Annotated in this window: 22 protein-coding genes and 1 tRNA gene; 14 read left to right on the forward strand and 9 right to left on the reverse strand. The window is 57.1% G+C overall.

Annotated elements, in window-relative coordinates; genetic code table 11:
* Positions 1-37 precede the first annotated feature (37 nt).
* Positions 38-1321 carry an FAD-binding oxidoreductase gene (locus LOY43_RS09960; protein WP_258709531.1) on the reverse strand — a complete coding sequence of 428 codons (1284 nt, stop codon included), beginning with the start codon at positions 1319-1321 and terminating at the stop codon, positions 38-40.
* Positions 1322-1504: 183 nt separating this feature from the next.
* Between LOY43_RS09960 and LOY43_RS09965 the strand changes: the two genes are divergently transcribed.
* Positions 1505-1581, forward strand: a tRNA-Val gene (locus tag LOY43_RS09965).
* Between the two features lie 404 nt (positions 1582-1985).
* Here LOY43_RS09965 and LOY43_RS09970 read toward each other — a convergent pair.
* The gene (locus LOY43_RS09970) at positions 1986-2198 is read right to left on the reverse strand and encodes a hypothetical protein (RefSeq protein ID WP_141231846.1); all 213 of its coding nucleotides are present in this window, start codon (positions 2196-2198) and stop codon (positions 1986-1988) included.
* On the opposite strand from LOY43_RS09970, the gene LOY43_RS09975 reads away from it, so the two are divergent.
* A complete protein-coding gene (locus tag LOY43_RS09975) occupies positions 2187-2642 on the forward strand; it encodes a DUF2214 family protein (RefSeq protein WP_095047642.1) in 456 nt (151 codons plus the stop codon). The two genes, LOY43_RS09970 and LOY43_RS09975, sit on opposite strands and share 12 nt — an antisense overlap.
* A 225-nt stretch (positions 2643-2867) precedes the next feature.
* On the opposite strand, the gene csrA is transcribed toward LOY43_RS09975, so the two are convergent.
* Positions 2868-3062, reverse strand: coding sequence for a carbon storage regulator CsrA (gene csrA / locus LOY43_RS09980; RefSeq protein ID WP_003179932.1), 195 nt, complete (start codon positions 3060-3062; stop codon positions 2868-2870).
* Positions 3063-3311: 249 nt separating this feature from the next.
* Between csrA and LOY43_RS09985 the strand changes: the two genes are divergently transcribed.
* Together LOY43_RS09985 and LOY43_RS09990 are read left to right on the forward strand one after the other, a co-directional pair.
* A complete protein-coding gene (locus LOY43_RS09985) occupies positions 3312-3680 on the forward strand; it encodes an SPOR domain-containing protein (protein ID WP_095047641.1) in 369 nt (122 codons plus the stop codon).
* A gap of 11 nt (positions 3681-3691) precedes the next feature.
* The gene (locus LOY43_RS09990) at positions 3692-3883 is read left to right on the forward strand and encodes a hypothetical protein (protein WP_408980835.1); all 192 of its coding nucleotides are present in this window, start codon (positions 3692-3694) and stop codon (positions 3881-3883) included.
* 106 nt (positions 3884-3989) lie between these two features.
* On the opposite strand, the gene LOY43_RS09995 is transcribed toward LOY43_RS09990, so the two are convergent.
* The 3 genes from LOY43_RS09995 to LOY43_RS10005 all read right to left on the reverse strand — a co-directional run bounded on the left by LOY43_RS09995 (position 3990) and on the right by LOY43_RS10005 (position 6238).
* Complete coding sequence (locus tag LOY43_RS09995; protein WP_034152754.1) at positions 3990-4679, reverse strand: endonuclease; 690 nt, start codon at positions 4677-4679, stop codon at positions 3990-3992.
* A gap of 4 nt (positions 4680-4683) precedes the next feature.
* The gene (locus LOY43_RS10000) at positions 4684-4953 is read right to left on the reverse strand and encodes a DUF1654 domain-containing protein (RefSeq protein ID WP_371748305.1); all 270 of its coding nucleotides are present in this window, start codon (positions 4951-4953) and stop codon (positions 4684-4686) included.
* Between the two features lie 196 nt (positions 4954-5149).
* Entirely contained in the window at positions 5150-6238 is a 1089-nt protein-coding gene (locus LOY43_RS10005; protein ID WP_095047640.1) for an asparaginase, read from the reverse strand.
* 349 nt (positions 6239-6587) lie between these two features.
* Here LOY43_RS10005 and LOY43_RS10010 point away from each other — a divergent pair, with 349 nt between their 5' ends.
* From LOY43_RS10010 to LOY43_RS10045, 8 genes are all read left to right on the forward strand, one after another.
* Positions 6588-7043, forward strand: coding sequence for a hypothetical protein (locus tag LOY43_RS10010; RefSeq protein ID WP_095047639.1), 456 nt, complete (start codon positions 6588-6590; stop codon positions 7041-7043).
* A 200-nt stretch (positions 7044-7243) separates the two neighbouring features.
* Positions 7244-8200 (forward strand): sugar ABC transporter substrate-binding protein, encoded by a 957-nt coding sequence (locus LOY43_RS10015; RefSeq protein WP_016984936.1) that lies wholly within the window; start codon positions 7244-7246, stop codon positions 8198-8200.
* 56 nt (positions 8201-8256) lie between these two features.
* Positions 8257-9810: a sugar ABC transporter ATP-binding protein gene (locus LOY43_RS10020; RefSeq protein ID WP_186624929.1), complete on the forward strand. Its 1554-nt coding sequence runs from the start codon at positions 8257-8259 to the stop codon at positions 9808-9810.
* A complete protein-coding gene (locus LOY43_RS10025) occupies positions 9807-10784 on the forward strand; it encodes an ABC transporter permease (protein ID WP_007913478.1) in 978 nt (325 codons plus the stop codon). The genes LOY43_RS10020 and LOY43_RS10025 overlap by 4 nt, the downstream gene beginning before the upstream one ends.
* 3 nt (positions 10785-10787) lie before the next feature.
* Positions 10788-11807, forward strand: coding sequence for a LacI family DNA-binding transcriptional regulator (locus tag LOY43_RS10030; protein ID WP_095047638.1), 1020 nt, complete (start codon positions 10788-10790; stop codon positions 11805-11807).
* A 24-nt stretch (positions 11808-11831) separates the two neighbouring features.
* Positions 11832-12749 carry a ribokinase gene (rbsK, locus tag LOY43_RS10035; protein WP_095047637.1) on the forward strand — a complete coding sequence of 306 codons (918 nt, stop codon included), beginning with the start codon at positions 11832-11834 and terminating at the stop codon, positions 12747-12749.
* Positions 12746-13150, forward strand: a complete 405-nt coding sequence (gene rbsD / locus LOY43_RS10040) for a D-ribose pyranase (RefSeq protein WP_095047636.1) — start codon at positions 12746-12748, stop codon at positions 13148-13150. The genes rbsK and rbsD overlap by 4 nt, the downstream gene beginning before the upstream one ends.
* 31 nt (positions 13151-13181) lie before the next feature.
* Positions 13182-14210, forward strand: a complete 1029-nt coding sequence (locus tag LOY43_RS10045; protein ID WP_258709532.1) for a nucleoside hydrolase — start codon at positions 13182-13184, stop codon at positions 14208-14210.
* 33 nt (positions 14211-14243) lie between these two features.
* On the opposite strand, the gene LOY43_RS10050 is transcribed toward LOY43_RS10045, so the two are convergent.
* On the reverse strand, positions 14244-14450 hold the full coding sequence (locus tag LOY43_RS10050) for a hypothetical protein (RefSeq protein WP_258709533.1): 207 nt from the start codon (positions 14448-14450) through the stop codon (positions 14244-14246).
* A gap of 131 nt (positions 14451-14581) precedes the next feature.
* Between LOY43_RS10050 and LOY43_RS10055 the strand changes: the two genes are divergently transcribed.
* On the forward strand, positions 14582-14887 hold the full coding sequence (locus tag LOY43_RS10055) for a hypothetical protein (protein ID WP_102901218.1): 306 nt from the start codon (positions 14582-14584) through the stop codon (positions 14885-14887).
* 169 nt (positions 14888-15056) lie between these two features.
* On the forward strand, positions 15057-15374 hold the full coding sequence (locus LOY43_RS10060) for an I78 family peptidase inhibitor (RefSeq protein ID WP_034152742.1): 318 nt from the start codon (positions 15057-15059) through the stop codon (positions 15372-15374).
* Between the two features lie 72 nt (positions 15375-15446).
* Here LOY43_RS10060 and LOY43_RS10065 read toward each other — a convergent pair whose 3' ends face one another.
* Both LOY43_RS10065 and LOY43_RS10070 read right to left on the reverse strand, forming a co-directional pair.
* Positions 15447-15659, reverse strand: a complete 213-nt coding sequence (locus LOY43_RS10065; protein WP_003179963.1) for a cold-shock protein — start codon at positions 15657-15659, stop codon at positions 15447-15449.
* A 288-nt stretch (positions 15660-15947) separates the two neighbouring features.
* Positions 15948-16250, reverse strand: a complete 303-nt coding sequence (locus LOY43_RS10070) for a hypothetical protein (RefSeq protein ID WP_095047633.1) — start codon at positions 16248-16250, stop codon at positions 15948-15950.
* Between the last annotated feature and the right edge of the window lie 155 nt (positions 16251-16405).

Consider the following 16405-nt stretch of genomic DNA (forward strand, 5'->3'; position numbering starts at 1 on the left):
GAGTTCAATAAATAGGGCCGCGATCAGCGGCCCTTTTTTACATCCCGAATTTATCGCGTAGCCCGTAATACCACGCACCCAGTGCGGCAAACGGCGTGCGCAACAGTTGTCCGCCGGGGAACGGATAGTGCGGCAAATCGGCAAACGCATCAAAACGCTCGGCCTGGCCGCGCAACGCTTCGGCGAGGACCTTGCCTGCCAAATGCGTGTATGTCACGCCATGGCCGCTGCAGCCTTGCGAGTAATAGATGTTGTCGCCCAGGCGTCCAACCTGAGGCAAGCGCGACAGGGTCAGCAGGAAGTTTCCGGTCCAGGCGTAGTCAATCTTCACATCCTTGAGCTGCGGGAAGGCCTTGAGCATTTTCGGGCGGATGATTGCTTCGATGTTCGCCGGATCGCGCGCGCCATACACCACGCCGCCGCCGAAGATCAGGCGTTTGTCGCCCGTGAGGCGGTAGTAGTCGAGCAGGTAATTGCAGTCTTCGACGCAGTAGTCCTGCGGCAGCAGCGCTTTCGCCAGCTCATCACCTAGTGGCTCGGTGGTGATGACTTGCGTGCCGCACGGCATCGACTTGGCCGCAAGCTCCGGCACCAGATTACCGAGGTAGGCATTGCCCGCGACGATGATGAATTTGGCCCTGACCTTGCCCTGGGGCGTGTGTACAACTGGGTTCGCGCCGCGCTCGATGCGCACGGCGGGTGATTGTTCGTGGATCGTGCCGCCGAGAGACTCGACTGCCGCCGCTTCGCCCAGCGCAAGGTTCAGCGGGTGGATGTGCCCACCGCTCATGTCGAGCATGCCACCGACGTACTGATCGCACGCAACCACTTCGCGAATGCGGCGTTGATCGAGCAGTTCCAGTTGCGTATGACCGAAGCGCTCCCAGAGGCGCTTCTGCGATTCCAGGTGGCCCATCTGTTTGGCCGTCAGCGCGGCGAACACGCCGCCGTCCTTCAGGTCGCATTGAATGTTGTACTTGGCCACGCGCTCGCGAATGATCCGGCCACCTTCGAATGCCATCTGCCCGAGCAGTTGCGCCTGCTTCGGCCCGACGCTGCGTTCGATCACATCAATGTCACGGCTATAACTGTTAACGATCTGCCCGCCATTACGCCCGGAGGCGCCGAACCCGACCTTGGCCGCCTCCAGCACGGTGACGCGAAAACCGTTCTCCAACAGGAACAGCGCTGAGGACAATCCGGTATACCCGGCGCCGATCACACAGACGTCCGTCTCCACATCATCCTGCAAGGCAGGGCGGGGCGGTACGGCATTGGCCGACGTAGCGTAATAAGACTCTGGGTAAGGGGTGTTCGCCATCCTGTAGCCTCTGTTTAATATATTTTACGAGTGCGTCGATCCTACCCGAGTTGAAAAACCTCCGCCAGCCACCGGAAAATCTGCGTCGGCGAGCCGAAATTAAATATTTTGCATATTCATAGGGTTAGGTGAAAAAAAGGTGTTGACACCCCTCCGGAATTCCGTAGAATGCCGCCTCACAGCAGGCACGTAGCTCAGTTGGTTAGAGCACCACCTTGACATGGTGGGGGTCGTTGGTTCGAGTCCAATCGCGCCTACCAAACAAAATCCGCTCTGCTGGGCGGTCTAGAAGGGCTCACCGAAAGGTGGGCCCTTTTTTGTTGTCTGCGATTTTCAAAACCCTCCTCAGGGCGCTAGCTGGACTCCGCGTTTAGTCGATCTCAGGGCATTCGAAATTCCATGCGAGGCCTGTTGATCCACTGCGAGTCGTGCTTCACCGTTTAGCGGGCCTTGCTGAATGGCGTGCGCAAGTCTTCGTCGTGCCTCCCACCTATGATCGAATTTCTGCGTCGTCGGGTCAGGCAGTTGGTTGACGATTCACCGTTCGTCGCCAGCGCCCTTTGAAAAAGTGTGGATATTGAACAGGTTACGAGTGTTACTAACCAGCCAGTTATCAAAAAAATGTTGTTACTGTTCGTGGGATTAAGTAACATTCGTCCCGCGTTCACCACCACGGTTTATGCATTTTTAAATCCCAAGCTTCCATCAGCTGCTTGGGATTTTTTTTGCCTGCGATTTGCCTCAACTGGCTGAAATTTCTCCTTTCGATCTTTCCTGAAAGCCTGGTGACACCCCGCAGGCAGATCCTTGTTTTTTCAACTACTACTGACTGGCCGATTTTCAACTCTGCAATGAGGGGGTATCGATGCTGGTTCATTGGTTTCTTGCAGCTGTTCATCTGCTGGCATTTGCCTTGGGTTTTTGGGCGGTGCTGACGCGTGGCACGGCGTTTAATCGCCTTGCTGCCGGTTCAGGCGAGGCCCGGCGCGTTTTGCAGGCCGATAACCTATGGGGCATCTCTGCATTGGTTCTGCTGGTGACAGGCGGGATGCGGGCTTTTGGAGGCTTTGAAAAGGGCACTGACTATTATCTTGATCAGCCACTGTTTCATCTGAAGATGACGCTGTTCGTGCTGATCCTGATTGTAGAACTCGCCCCGATGATCGCGTTGGTCAAGTGGCGGATCGCTTCCGCACGCGGCGCAGCAATCGATACCGGGCGCGCGAAGCTGTACGCACGAATCAGTCATGTCGAGGCGTTGTTGCTGGTGCTGATGGTGATTGCGGCCACAGGCATGGCACGTGGTGTGACATTCGGTTAGAGGGCGAATTCTCTGCGCTCTATCGGAAATGTCCGACAGCCAGCCTCGGGGATGGCAGGTAGTATCGGGCAGCAAGAGCATGCGGGGAGAGGTAGGAAGGGGAGTCGGGTTTTGCGTGTCAGGCGCCGTGCCCAACAGAGTGGGGAGCGGATGGCAATACGGCGCGTGAATCTCTAGCCAGTCATTCCACAAGGTAAACGGACTGGCTACTGACTGCGATCTGGCTCAGGGAGTTTGTGGCTTGTCCGGGGCGGTCAGGCCAGCCTGAATGCGCTGGTAAATCTCCTCACGGTGCACGGCAACGTTTTTCGGAGCGTTGATACCAATGCGGACCTGTTGGCCGCTTACGCCCAGAATGGTGATCGTAATGTCATCACCAATGTTTATGCTTTCACCGACTTTGCGGGTGAGTATCAGCATGGTCTTCTCCTTGATTGCTTTGTAGGGCACCTGATTCAGACAGTGCAGAGGTCGGTGTACGTATAGATTAGTGCGAAGTCTCACGGTTTGGGTGCCTCTTTCTGACGCGCAGAAGCGGCATTAATTCCCAGGGCGTAACTATACAGAGGCTGCAAGCATCAATCTCGTTGTTTTGTGCCCATTTTGCGGGGCTCGCGAAGTATTTATGAATGATAAGATCGCGGCTTTGAGAATTTCGAGGAAAGCGTTGTGCGCAAATTGGTTTGGGTAGTCGCGGCACTGGTATTGGCAGGGTGTGGTGAAGGCAAGAATGTAGAGGCGCCAAAACCACAATCGGCTGCAGTAACCGCGCCGGCGGCGGCTGCAGCACCACAATGGGATCTAGAAGTGCGCGGCGAAACGCCACAGGCTGTCAGCGACCTGAGTGGCTGGCTGATCGAGCACGCCTTCGTGCCTACGGTGATCAAGGACGGCAGCGGAAAAACGCGAATTCTGATTGGTCCGTTCAACTCTCAGGCTGAAGCTGAAGCACGTAAGGTGCAAGTGGATGCGGCGTTGGTGAAGGCCAAGAAGCAGAACGTTGAGTCGGTGCTGGTCGAGCATCCGCTCACGCCGTAAACGAATGGGCGGTGACTTTGCCAGTTGATATGGCAGCGGTGGGGCAAGCGATTGAATTGGCTGACGTCGATATGGGAAAGGACACTTTCTGGGAAATCGCCGACACCGCCACTGAGGGTTTTTACGGCTGGATTGCCGGGGAGTCGGCAGCCGTCATGAAGATTGCGCAGATACCTGATCAAAGAGCGTGGCATACCTCGTGAGTCACTCAATTTGATGGGCTGCTGGCGATACAATAAAGCGGCTAATCAAGCGTAAATGAAAAGGCCTCGAACATCGCGTTCGAGGCCTTTTTTGTCTGCACTGCAATCAGCCGCAGGCTTTCATGTTCACCGGGCCGACAAACTCGTTGCCTCGCCCCATCACGCACGCCACGCTCTGATTACGCTGACGCTCCCAGTCCTGCACCGGGTAAGTCTTGTCCCATGCCTCATACAATTGTCGATCCTGTTTTGACAGGCGCAAGCCGTACTGCTTGCTCATGTAGAAGTACGTGCGGGCAATCATGCCGCGAATCGACGGGCGGGGCATGACCTTCTTCGCCTTGAAGTCGACCTGGGTCAGGCACGAACCGTATTGCCCGGATTGCACTGGCAGCCAGCCGTAGCTGAAATTGCTGCGATCGCCATTGACCTCGCCGATGCTCGGCACCAGGTTATGCAGATCGGCTTCGGCCTTCTGATAGCTTGGGTCGTATCGGGTGCAGTTCTTGCGGCCGCCTTCCTGCCAGCACTGACGCTGATGGCCGAACTGCCAGGCCGGCACAATGTGTTCCCATTCAATACGTGACGCACGCTTGGCATTCTTGCGCGGTACGTAACCGCACGCCTTCAGATCAACTTTGTTGCCAGTGTACTTGCACCCGCAATAGAACTCTGTGGACTGCGGTGCATACAGCTTCCAGGCGACCTTCTTGGCTTCGGTAAATGTGCGGGGTGCGCCAGCCTGGGCACCCATGGCGATGAACAGCAACAGCAGAGCAAAACAGCGGACACTCATTGAATCAATCTTCCTTCGGCACAACCCAAAAAATCTGCACGCCACCGTCGTCGCGATAAGCGAGGGTGACGTTGTCGTTCTCGTCGATTTCCTCAAGCAGGCGCTCCCACTCGTCCATCGGCTCGTCCGGAAGACGAAAGATCAGTGCGGCTTTGGCTTTCTGTGCGGTGGGGGAATTGATGATTTTCTGAACGCGCATGCCTATGCGTTCGTAAGCGTCAGGAGCATCAGGGGAGGTGGCCACGAGGTTATCCTTATTAAGCTGTACGTGCATACAGTATTTAACTGTAAGCATTTTCGCAACTGCTTAAAATTCAAGAAAATCCTCTGACAGCGGTTTTCCGGATTTGGTGTAGGTCGTGTCGAGTTTTTTGTAGGAAAAGTGCGAGAGCTTTGTGAGCGTTGCACCACCCACCCGTCAGGCGAGTGGTGCAGGGTGCCCAATCAAGAATTGACCGGGCGAAAGTCCATCAGTATTCCCAGAACATCCGTTGCAGCTCTTTGCTGTCATTGGTTTTGGTCAGGGCGACCATTGCCAGGATGCGGGCTTTCTGCGGGTTCAGGTCGTGAGCGACAACCCAGTCGTATTTGTCGTCTGGCTGTTCAGCGTTACGCAGAACGAAGCCGCCAGCGTTGACGTGGGACGAACGAATGATTTGCACGCCATCCTTGCGCAGCGCTTGCAGGGCTGGAACAACGCGGGAGGAGACCGAGCCGTTACCGGTACCGGCATGGATGATCGCCTTGGCACCGGATTGTGCGAGAGCCTTGTAGGCAGTATCGCTGACGTTGCCGTAGGAATAAGCGATTTCTACGTCAGGCAGGCTCTTGATATTTTTGATATCGAATTCCGAATCCATGGTGTGACGCTTGGCTGGCAAGCGGAACCAGTAGGATTTGCCTTCAACCACCATGCCCAGTGGGCCCCAGGCGCTTTTGAACGCTTCGGTCTTGATGTTGATCATCTTGCTGACGTCACGACCGGACTGGATTTCATCGTTCATGGTCACCAGTACGCCTTTGCCTTGCGCTTCTTTGCTGCTGGCCACGGCCACGGCGTTGTACAGGTTGAGCATGCCATCGGCGGACATCGCGGTGCCCGGACGCATTGAGCCGACGACGATGATTGGCTTGTCGGTTTTTTCTACCAGGTTGAGGAAGTAAGCGGTTTCTTCCAGGGTGTCGGTGCCGTGGGTGATGACGATGCCATCGACGTCTTTGCTATCGGCCAGTTCGGCCACGCGACGACCCAGTTGCAGCAGGTTTTCGTTGGTGATGCTTTCCGAAGCAATCTGCATGACTTGTTCGCCACGCACGTTTGCCAGTTTGCTCAGCTCGGGAATGCCGGCGATCAATTGTTCGACGCCAACCTTCGCCGCTTGATAGGTGGCGCTGTTGGCGGCGCTCGCGCCGGCGCCGGCGATGGTGCCGCCGGTGGCAAGGACTACGACGTTAGCGAGCTTGGTCTGGGTTTCGACCTCTTTCGCCTGAAGGGCGGTGGGCAGGAGTAGGAGAAGGGCCAAAGCGCCCGGAACCAAAGTGTTGAAAGCAGATTTCATTATTTTTCTCTCTAGTAGTGAGACGGTGCTGATGCAGGTTCATCTAGATGCGCCCCAAGCCGATCTGAATGCTCGGGGTGCAGGCTAGGGAGCAGGATCTGTACCAGCCCTACTTTGCTTTAGAGAAATGTTTAACTTGATGATTTACATCAATATTTTATGGATTTGCAAATGGTGGGGCGAAGCGTTTATCCGGGTTTCCGAACAATGGAGGCTTTCGCGTTCGGTTCACCGAAAGGGACTACGGCTTCTTTCGAATGAAACCGGTTGCCGGCTCGGGATTCTCTACTAAAGAAATCGGCCTTGAGGCCGATGGTTGTTCTGGGAAACGCTTTTTTAGGGAGTTCACATGTCACTGACGATCGGTTTTTCAAACCCGGGTACAGTCACCATCGGCGGTAAAACCGCAGCGACGATCAATGCGATGAACCAGGCAGAGGCGGACGCTTCCGACGAGGCGCTGGGCGTTGAAAAAGAACCGAGCAAACAAGTCAGGACTGGCGGCCCTGCGCAAGAAGCCAGCCAGGCCGATAGCGCGGACAGCGGCGACAGTCTCAATGTCACCGTGAAAATGCTGCTCAAGCGGATGAAAGAGTTGCAGAAGCAACTGCAGGAGCAGCAACAGCAACTGGCGGCGGCTCAGGCTGCGAGCTATCCGACGCCTGAGGCCAAGTCGCAGGCGGTGATGTCCATTCAGGGTCAGATCGCGCAGACCAGCGGCGCACTCATGGAGGTCGCGGCGGCGTTGCTCAAGGAAATGTCCCAGGGCTCCACCAGCGGCAACGTGGTCAACACCACGGCCTGAGCATTGAAGGGCGAAGCAGCGGATTCGTCCTTTAATCAATACCGATTTCTGATTGTTGACAAATGACGGCGGGATTCGCATAGTTCGGTCTACGCAAACGTTTGCGCGGCTTTCCCGGCGCCTTATGGCCATGGGGAAAGCGAAGTAGCTTACGCCAGCGCAAGCGTTGCTCACAATAATCATAAGATCGGAGTGAACCCATGAAGCTGCCATTCGCTGGACGTCTTCTTGCTGTCGCTATGCTGGCTGCCACAGCCGCCGCACTACCTGTCTCCTCGGCATTCGCCGAATCCGCCGAAAAACCTAAAGTCGCGCTGGTCATGAAGTCTCTGGCCAACGAATTCTTCCTGACCATGGAAGATGGCGCCAAGGCGTACCAGAAAGAACACTCCGCCGATTTCGACCTGATCTCCAATGGCATCAAGGATGAAACCGACACTGCTGGCCAGACCCGCATCGTCGAGCAAATGATCCTGGCCAAGGTCAATGCACTGGTGATCGCGCCTTCTGATTCCAAGGCCATGGTGCCGGTGATCAAGAAAGCCGTCGATGCTGGTATCACCGTGATCAACATCGACAACCAACTTGATCCGGCCATCGTCAAAAGCAAAAACATCAGCGTGCCCTTCGTAGGTCCGGACAATCGCAAAGGCGCCCGTCTGGTCGGCGAATACCTGGCCAAGCAGCTTAAGGCTGGTGACGAAGTCGGCATCATTGAAGGTGTGTCCACCACGACCAACGCTCAGCAACGTACCGCTGGCTTCAAGGATGCGATGGACGCCGCACAGATCAAGATCGTTTCCCTGCAATCAGGTGACTGGGAAATCGACAAGGGCAACAAGGTTGCCGCTTCGATCCTCAGCGAATACCCGGACGTCAAAGCACTGCTGGCCGGTAACGACAGCATGGCCGTCGGCGCCGTTTCCGCAGTACGTGCCGCTGGCAAGGCCGGTCAGGTTCAGGTGGTCGGTTACGACAACATCAACGCTATCAAGCCAATGTTGAAGGATGGCCGCGTGTTGGCCACGGCTGACCAGTTCGCTGCCAAGCAGGCAGTGTTCGGCATCGAAACCGCGCTGAAAATCATCAAGGGCGAGAAAGTCGACAGCGGCGCCAACGGCGTGATCGAAACACCGGTCGAGCTGGTCACCAAGTAAGTCTTCTGGCGACACAACGGCGCTCGTCCGTCCGGGCGAGCGCATGGAGAGTTTTTATGTCAGTTTCCGCCCCGAACGCTGTCCTCTCGGTCAGCGGTATCGGTAAGACCTATGCGCAACCGGTGCTCACCGGCATCGATCTGACGCTGATGCGCGGTGAAGTGCTGGCGCTGACCGGCGAGAATGGTGCCGGCAAAAGTACCCTGTCGAAAATCATTGGCGGACTGGTCACGCCGACCACCGGCCAGATGCAATTCCACGGCAAGGACTACCGTCCGGGCAGCCGCACCCAGGCTGAAGAACTCGGCGTGCGTATGGTCATGCAAGAACTCAATCTGTTGCCGACATTGTCGGTCGCGGAAAACCTGTTTCTCGACAACCTGCCAAGCAACGGCGGCTGGATCAGCCGCAAACAACTGCGCAAAGCGGCGATCGAAGCCATGGCGCAAGTCGGTCTCGACGCGATTGATCCGGATACGCTGGTCGGCGAGCTGGGGATCGGGCATCAGCAGATGGTTGAAATCGCCCGTAACCTGATTGGCGATTGCCATGTGCTGATTCTCGATGAGCCGACCGCGATGCTGACCGCACGTGAAGTCGAAATGCTGTTCGAGCAGATCACCCGGTTGCAGGCGCGCGGCGTTTCAATCATTTACATTTCCCACCGTCTCGAAGAGCTGGCCCGTGTCGCACAGCGCATTGCCGTGCTGCGTGACGGCAATCTGGTCTGTGTCGAGCCGATGGCCAATTACAACAGCGAGCAACTGGTTACGCTGATGGTCGGTCGTGAACTGGGCGAGCACATCGACATGGGCCCGCGCAATATCGGCGCCCCGGCGCTGACTGTCACGGGTTTGAATCGCTCTGACAAAGTGCGCGATGTTTCATTCGAAGTCCGTGCCGGCGAGATCTTCGGGATTTCCGGATTGATCGGGGCAGGGCGCACAGAACTGCTGCGACTGATTTTTGGTGCGGACGTTGCCGACAGCGGCACCATCGCGCTCGGCTCCCCGGCCAAAGTGGTCAGTGTGCGCTCGCCGGTCGATGCGGTGCGCAACGGTATCGCGTTGATTACCGAAGACCGCAAGGGTGAAGGCCTGCTGCTGAGTCAATCGATCAGCGCCAACATCGCACTGGGCAACATGCCGGAAATCTCCAGTGGCGGTGTCGTCAACAATGGCGACGAGATCGCTTTGGCGCAGCGTCAGATCGACGCCATGCGCATTCGTAGTTCGAGTCCGACACAACTGGTTTCAGAGTTGTCCGGTGGCAACCAGCAGAAGGTTGTGATCGGCCGCTGGCTGGAGCGCGACTGTTCGGTGCTGCTGTTCGATGAGCCGACCCGTGGCATCGACGTCGGCGCCAAGTTCGACATTTATGCCTTGCTCGGCGAACTGACGCGCCAGGGCAAAGCGCTGGTGGTGGTCTCCAGTGACCTGCGTGAGTTGATGCTCATCTGTGACCGCATCGGCGTGTTGTCGGCCGGCCGGTTGATCGACACCTTCGAGCGCGACAGCTGGACCCAGGATGACTTGCTTGCCGCCGCGTTCGCCGGCTACCAAAAACGTGATGCGTTGCTCAATGAAGCGGCGCCTAGGGATCTCCCATGAAAACTGCATCTCCTGCCGGCAAACGTAGTGGCAACTTCTACGGTCTGGGCACTTATCTGGGCCTGGCCGGCGCCTTGCTGGCGATGATTGCGCTGTTCTCGGTCTTGAGCAGCCACTTTCTGTCCTATAACACCTTCAGTACGCTGGCCAACCAGATCCCTGATCTGATGGTGCTGGCGGTCGGCATGACCTTCGTGTTGATCATCGGCGGCATCGACCTTTCGGTGGGTTCGGTATTGGCGCTTGCCGCTTCGACGGTCAGCGTCGCCATTCTCGGTTGGGGCTGGGGTGTGTTGCCGTCAGCGTTGCTCGGCATGGCAGTGGCCGCACTGGCTGGCACCGTCACCGGTTCGATCACGGTGGCGTGGCGGATTCCATCGTTCATCGTTTCTCTCGGTGTGCTGGAAATGGCTCGGGGTCTGGCTTATCAGATGACGGGATCGCGCACCGCGTACATCGGTGATTCGTTTGCCTGGCTGTCGAACCCGATCGCGTTCGGCATCTCGCCATCGTTTATCATTGCCTTGCTGGTGATTATCATCGCTCAGGCCGTGTTGACCCGTACCGTGTTCGGTCGCTACCTGATCGGCATTGGCACCAACGAAGAGGCGGTGCGCCTCGCGGGGATCAATCCGAAACCCTACAAGATTCTGGTGTTCAGCCTGATGGGGCTGCTGGCCGGTATCGCTGCGCTGTTTCAGATTTCCCGTCTGGAAGCTGCTGACCCGAATGCCGGTTCCGGTCTGGAGTTGCAGGTAATCGCAGCTGTGGTTATCGGCGGTACCAGCCTGATGGGCGGGCGTGGTTCGGTGATCAGCACGTTCTTTGGGGTCTTGATCATTTCGGTCCTGGCGGCAGGTCTGGCGCAGATCGGTGCGACTGAGCCGACCAAACGAATCATCACCGGCGCCGTCATCGTGATCGCGGTGGTGCTCGACACTTATCGCAGTCAGCGCGCCAGTCGCCGGGGCTAAGAGATGGCAACGATCAAGGATGTGGCAGCCCTCGCGGGGATTTCCTACACGACGGTGTCGCATGTGGTGAACAACACCCGTCCGGTGAGTCAGGAAGTGCGGTTGAAAGTCGAGGCGGCGATCAAGAGCCTCGACTATGTGCCGAGTGCGGTGGCGCGCTCGCTCAAAGCCAAGACCACTGCAACCATCGGCCTGCTGGTGCCCAACAGTCTCAACCCGTACTTCGCCGAGTTGGCGCGGGGCATCGAGGATTATTGCGAGCGTAACGGCTATTGCGTGATCCTCTGCAACTCCGACGACAATCCCGACAAGCAGCGCAGCTATTTGCGCGTGTTGCTGGAGAAGCGCATCGACGGTTTGATCGTTGCTTCCGCTGGCGGTGACAGCGGCCTGGCGCAGGGGTTGGCCGGGGTGAAAACGCCGATGGTCATCGTCGACCGAAGTCTGGATGGCGTCGATGCCGATCTGGTGCGTATCGACCACGAATACGGCGCTTACCTCGCGACCCGGCACTTGCTTGAACTGGGGCACCGCGACATCGCCACCATCGGCGGCCCGGCCAGCACCAGTGTTGCGCAGATGCGTTTGGCCGGCTATTGCCGAGCGCTGAAAGAGGCGGGCGTTGACGTCCGTCAGGAGCGCATGCTGGAAAGTGATTTCACCAGTACTGGCGGGTACAACGCAGCGGCGATTCTGCTTGAGCGCAATCCGCCGAGCGCAATCTTTGCGGGTAACGACATGATCGGCATTGGTGTGCTGCGAGCGGCGGCGGAGCGCAATGTGCGCGTGCCGAGCGAGCTGTCGGTGATTGGTTTCGACGATATCCAGATGAGTCGTTACGTCTACCCGGCACTCACCACGGTGGGGCAATCAATCCTGCAACTGGGCGAGATGGCGGCCGAAGTGCTGCTGCGCAGGATTGCCACGCCGAACCTGGGCACTGATCAACGGATCGTGACCCCGAGTATTGTCTTGCGCGAATCCACTGCACCGTTGTCCGGCGTGTTCACCGAATACCGCTGAAACCGAATTGACGAGTAATGATGTATGCCAGCAAATGTAGTGGTAATAGGCAGCCTGAACATGGATCTGGTGACCCGGGCGCCACGGCTGCCGGTCGGTGGCGAAACGTTGATCGGTCATTCGTTTGCCACGGTTTCCGGCGGCAAGGGCGCCAATCAGGCGGTGGCCGCAGCGCGTTTGGGCGCGCAGGTGGCGATGGTTGGCTGTGTTGGCAGCGACGATTATGGCGTGCAACTACGCAACGCCTTGTTGGCCGAACAGATCGATTGCCAGGCAGTGAGCGCTGTCGATGACTCCAGTGGTGTGGCGTTGATCGTGGTCGATGACAACAGTCAGAACGCCATTGTCATCGTCGCCGGCGCCAATGGCGCCATGACGCCCGCAGTGATCGACCGGTTTGATGCGGTGCTGCAAGCCGCAGACGTGATCATCTGCCAGCTCGAAATTCCGGATGCCACGGTGGGGCATGCGCTCAAGCGCGCGCGCGCGTTGGGTAAAATCGTGATCCTCAATCCGGCGCCGGCCAGTCGTCCACTGCCGGCAGACTGGTTTGCGGCGATCGACTACCTGATCCCCAATGAGAGCGAAGCGACCGTGTTGAGCGGGTTGCCGGTGGACTCGCAGGAAACGGCAGAAAGTGCAGCCAGTCAGTTGATCGCCATGGGTGCGGGCAAAGTCATTATTACCCTTGGTGCGCAAGGCTCGCTGTTCGCCAATGGCCAAAGCTTTGAGCATTTCCCGGCGCCCAAAGTGAAGGCCGTCGACACCACGGCCGCAGGCGACACGTTCGTGGGTGGTTTCGCCGCTGCGCTGGCCAATGGCAGATCCGAGGCCGAGGCGATTCGTTTCGGGCAGATCGCCGCCGCGTTATCGGTAACCCGCGCCGGCGCGCAGCCGTCCATTCCAACCCTATCCGACGTACAGGCCTTTAAACCCGCATGAAAAAGACTCCTCTGCTCAACGTCGCATTGTCGCGACTAATCGCGTCCCTGGGCCATGGCGACATGGTGGTCATTGGTGATGCCGGGCTGCCGGTGCCGCCGGGTGTCGAGCTAATTGATCTGGCGCTGACCCACGGTGTCCCGGATTTCGTCAGTACCCTGAAAGTCGTGCTCAGCGAGATGCAGGTGGAAAGCCATGCACTGGCCAAAGAAATCTTCGACAAGCAACCGACCGCACTGAATGCGCTGGACGCGTTGAATGAAGAGGGTGCTCTGGGCCGTCGTGATCTGCTCAGTCACGAGCAATTCAAGGTTCTCAGCCGACAGGCACGGGCGATTGTTCGTACAGGCGAATGTCAGCCGTACTGCAACATCGTGCTGGTCGCTGGAGTCACCTTTTAACTTTTGATTTCACAAGCACAAGGAATGCGCCATGCAACGCTATGCTCAGAAACTGCATCAATTCATCCGGAGCCTGCTGCTTTTGTCCGTTATCTCTGCCACCGGCGCCCAGGCGGCGGAAAAAATCGACCTGATCATTGACACAGACCCGGGTGCCGACGATGTGGTCGCCTTGCTGTTCGCCCTGGCCTCGCCGGACGAACTGAACATTCGCGCGCTGACCACCGTCGCCGGCAATGTGCGCCTCGACAAGACATCGCGTAACGCGCGCCTGGCTCGCGAGTGGGCAGGGCGCGAAGACGTACCGGTTTATGCGGGTGCGCCAAAGCCGCTGATGCGCACGCCTATCTATGCCGAGAACATCCATGGCAAGGAAGGCCTGTCGGGTGTCACCGTGCACGAACCGAAAAAGGGGCTGGCTGAGGGCAATGCTGTCAACTACCTGATCGATACCCTGAAAAAAGCCAAGCCGCACAGCATCACGATCGCCATGCTTGGTCCGCAGACCAACCTGGCATTGGCGCTGATCCAGGAGCCTGAAATTGTTCAGGGCATCAAGGAAGTGGTGATCATGGGTGGTGCGCACTTCAACGGCGGCAACATCACCCCGGTGGCTGAATTCAACCTGTTTGCTGACCCGCAAGCGGCCGAAGTGGTCCTGAAAAGCGGCGTGAAACTGACCTACCTGCCACTGGACGTGACCCACAAGATTCTCACCAGTGACGCGCGACTGAAGCAGATCGCTGCGCTGAACAACAACGCGAGCAAGATTGTCGGCGACATCCTCAATGAGTACATCAAAGGCGACATGGAGCACTACGGTATTCCGGGTGGCCCGGTGCATGACGCTACGGTTGTGGCCTACCTGCTCAAGCCGGAACTGTTCACCGGTCGCTCGGTGAATGTCGTGGTGGATAGTCGTGAAGGGCCGACTTTCGGTCAGACCATCGTCGATTGGTACGACGGCCTGAAGGCGCCGAAAAACGCCTTCTGGGTGGAAAATGGCGACGCGCAAGGCTTCTTTGACTTGCTGACCGAGCGTCTGAAACGTCTGAAGTAAGCCGCTCCCCCGCAGGTGCCAGCCTGCGGGTTTTTACACCCTCTCAGTGTGTTCAGCCTGCTCGCTGGGGTAGCGCTCGAAAATCTGCTTGATGAATTGCTGAGCCGCCTCCGTGCCCAGCTCCTTGACCAATAGATCGATACCAATCAGCGCAAGCTCCTCGGTGGTTCCCGGGCTGTAAGAGCTGTGTCCGTCTGCCCATTTGGCATTAATGGCGGCGTCGATGCTGATGGTGGTCATGAGAGCGCTCGAATAGTCGGAAGATCTTGGGTTTGAGTTAACCATTTTGTCGGGCGTTTGGCACTGCGACTTAGGCATGAACGGAGCGCTATGCGACACTTGGTCTTTTAAGGCTTTCCAAGGATTCTGTTGTGCAGATCGATTTGAACACTCCTGACGGCCTCACGCTCGACGCAGTGCGCCAGTTGCTCGCTTCGGCTAGCGATGACGAACACACGCAGCTGCGCGTGACCAAGGGCGGTATCGCTTATATTTCTTCCGGTGTTACCGGTGGGCAGGATATCGACGGTTTGCTGTTTCGCCTGGAAACCTGGGCTAAGGGCTCGGGCTACGTGGGCAACGTCGCGGCCAGTGATGAGGTGTGGGTGATGCAGATTTTCAACGCGTTGAAGGAGAACTGGCCGAATCCGCCGTATGACTACATCGATGTCTATTGAGCACCGTTAATATTCAGTCACGATTGATTGATGAAGTGGTACGTGCCGCTCAGGCACACTCGGCGCTTTTCCGGTCGTGGGGCAGGGTGATGGCCTTGGCTGTGAAACCAATCGCTTGAATGGCGGTCGCACGATCTCAGCTTAACCATTTTGAAAACAAGGAGGCTTCATGCCTTTGAAGTTCGCGACACTGGGTGCACTTATGGCCGCTGTGATGTTGGCCGGTTGCAGCACGACCTCCAGCGAGTCGGCAAAGGAATCTGTGGCGACCGAAGCCGGTCATAGCCGCTGTGAAGCATCGGCGGCGGAGTTCGCCATTGGCAAGAAAGCTTCGCCAGAGTTGCTGGAGCAGGCGCGCAACAAAGCCGGGGCGCAAAATGCTCGCTTCCTCAAGCCGAACGACATGATCACGCTCGAGTACCGCTCCGATCGCTTGAATCTGAACACCGACAACAACCTGGTGATCACTCGTGTCAACTGCGGCTGATTAGCGAAGGCTTTTATTGCAGGCATAAAAAACCCCGTCACATGGACGGGGTTTTTTTAGTGCGCGCAGAAATTACTCTGGGCGAACCTGTGCAGCTTGCATACCCTTTTGGCCTTTCTCAGCCACGAAAGAGACGGTCTGGCCTTCTTTCAGGCTTTTGAAACCGTCGGATTCGATAGCTTTGAAGTGTACGAACAGGTCGTCACCGCCACCTTGAGGAGTGATGAAGCCGAAGCCTTTTTCATCGTTGAACCACTTAACGGTGCCGGTTTGGCGATTAGACATGGTGTATCTCCAAGAAACATATATTTTTCAGTACTGTGCTGCTCAGGCCAACTGGGCACACCCGGGTATCATAGTCGAAATGTTCGCTTTGGTAGCCCCCCGGACGTGCTGTTTGCCAATCAGTCGTGTTTTCTTTACTGCCTTTATCGGCTGAAAGCCCCGGTTTACAAGGCTTTTGGCGGAACGTAAAGACGATAAAAAAACCTGTAAAACCTGCATAAATCATCTGAAAAGGCTCAAATTCAGCCCTTTTTAGCGGCGCTGAGCCAACTCAGAAGACTTCTTTGATCACTTTTTCGCCGGAGTATTTGCCTTGCATTTGGCGATTTGGCCCAGTGCTTTCTGCTGCAATTCAGGAGTGGCTTTGTTGTCCATCAGCGCCTGAATGTCGCTCGCTGGATAAGACTTGATGGCGTCAGCGCCGCAAGCACAATGGGATTTGGCAGCCGCAGCACCGATTTGTTGGGTCGCCGCCTGGGTGCATTGCGCCATGTACTTCTCGCGCTCGCCCTTCGGCCAGTCGGCGTGGGCGCTCAGCGGCAGCAACATAACGATAGGGGCGACTACGGCGAACAGGGTATTCAGACGCATGCGAGGATGCTCCTTGTGGGTCAATGTCTTGTTATCTGAGGGCTGAAAGGCCTATCAAGTTCAGCACTCTGGCATAAAAACAGACGATTTGCCTTCTGATCAAACAGAGGCATAAGTGACCGCTCATCTGTGCTAGCATGCCGAGCTCAAGCGTT

Origin of the sequence: Pseudomonas sp. B21-041 (genome assembly GCF_024748675.1) — a bacterium.
Lineage (GTDB): Bacteria > Pseudomonadota > Gammaproteobacteria > Pseudomonadales > Pseudomonadaceae > Aquipseudomonas > Aquipseudomonas neuropathica.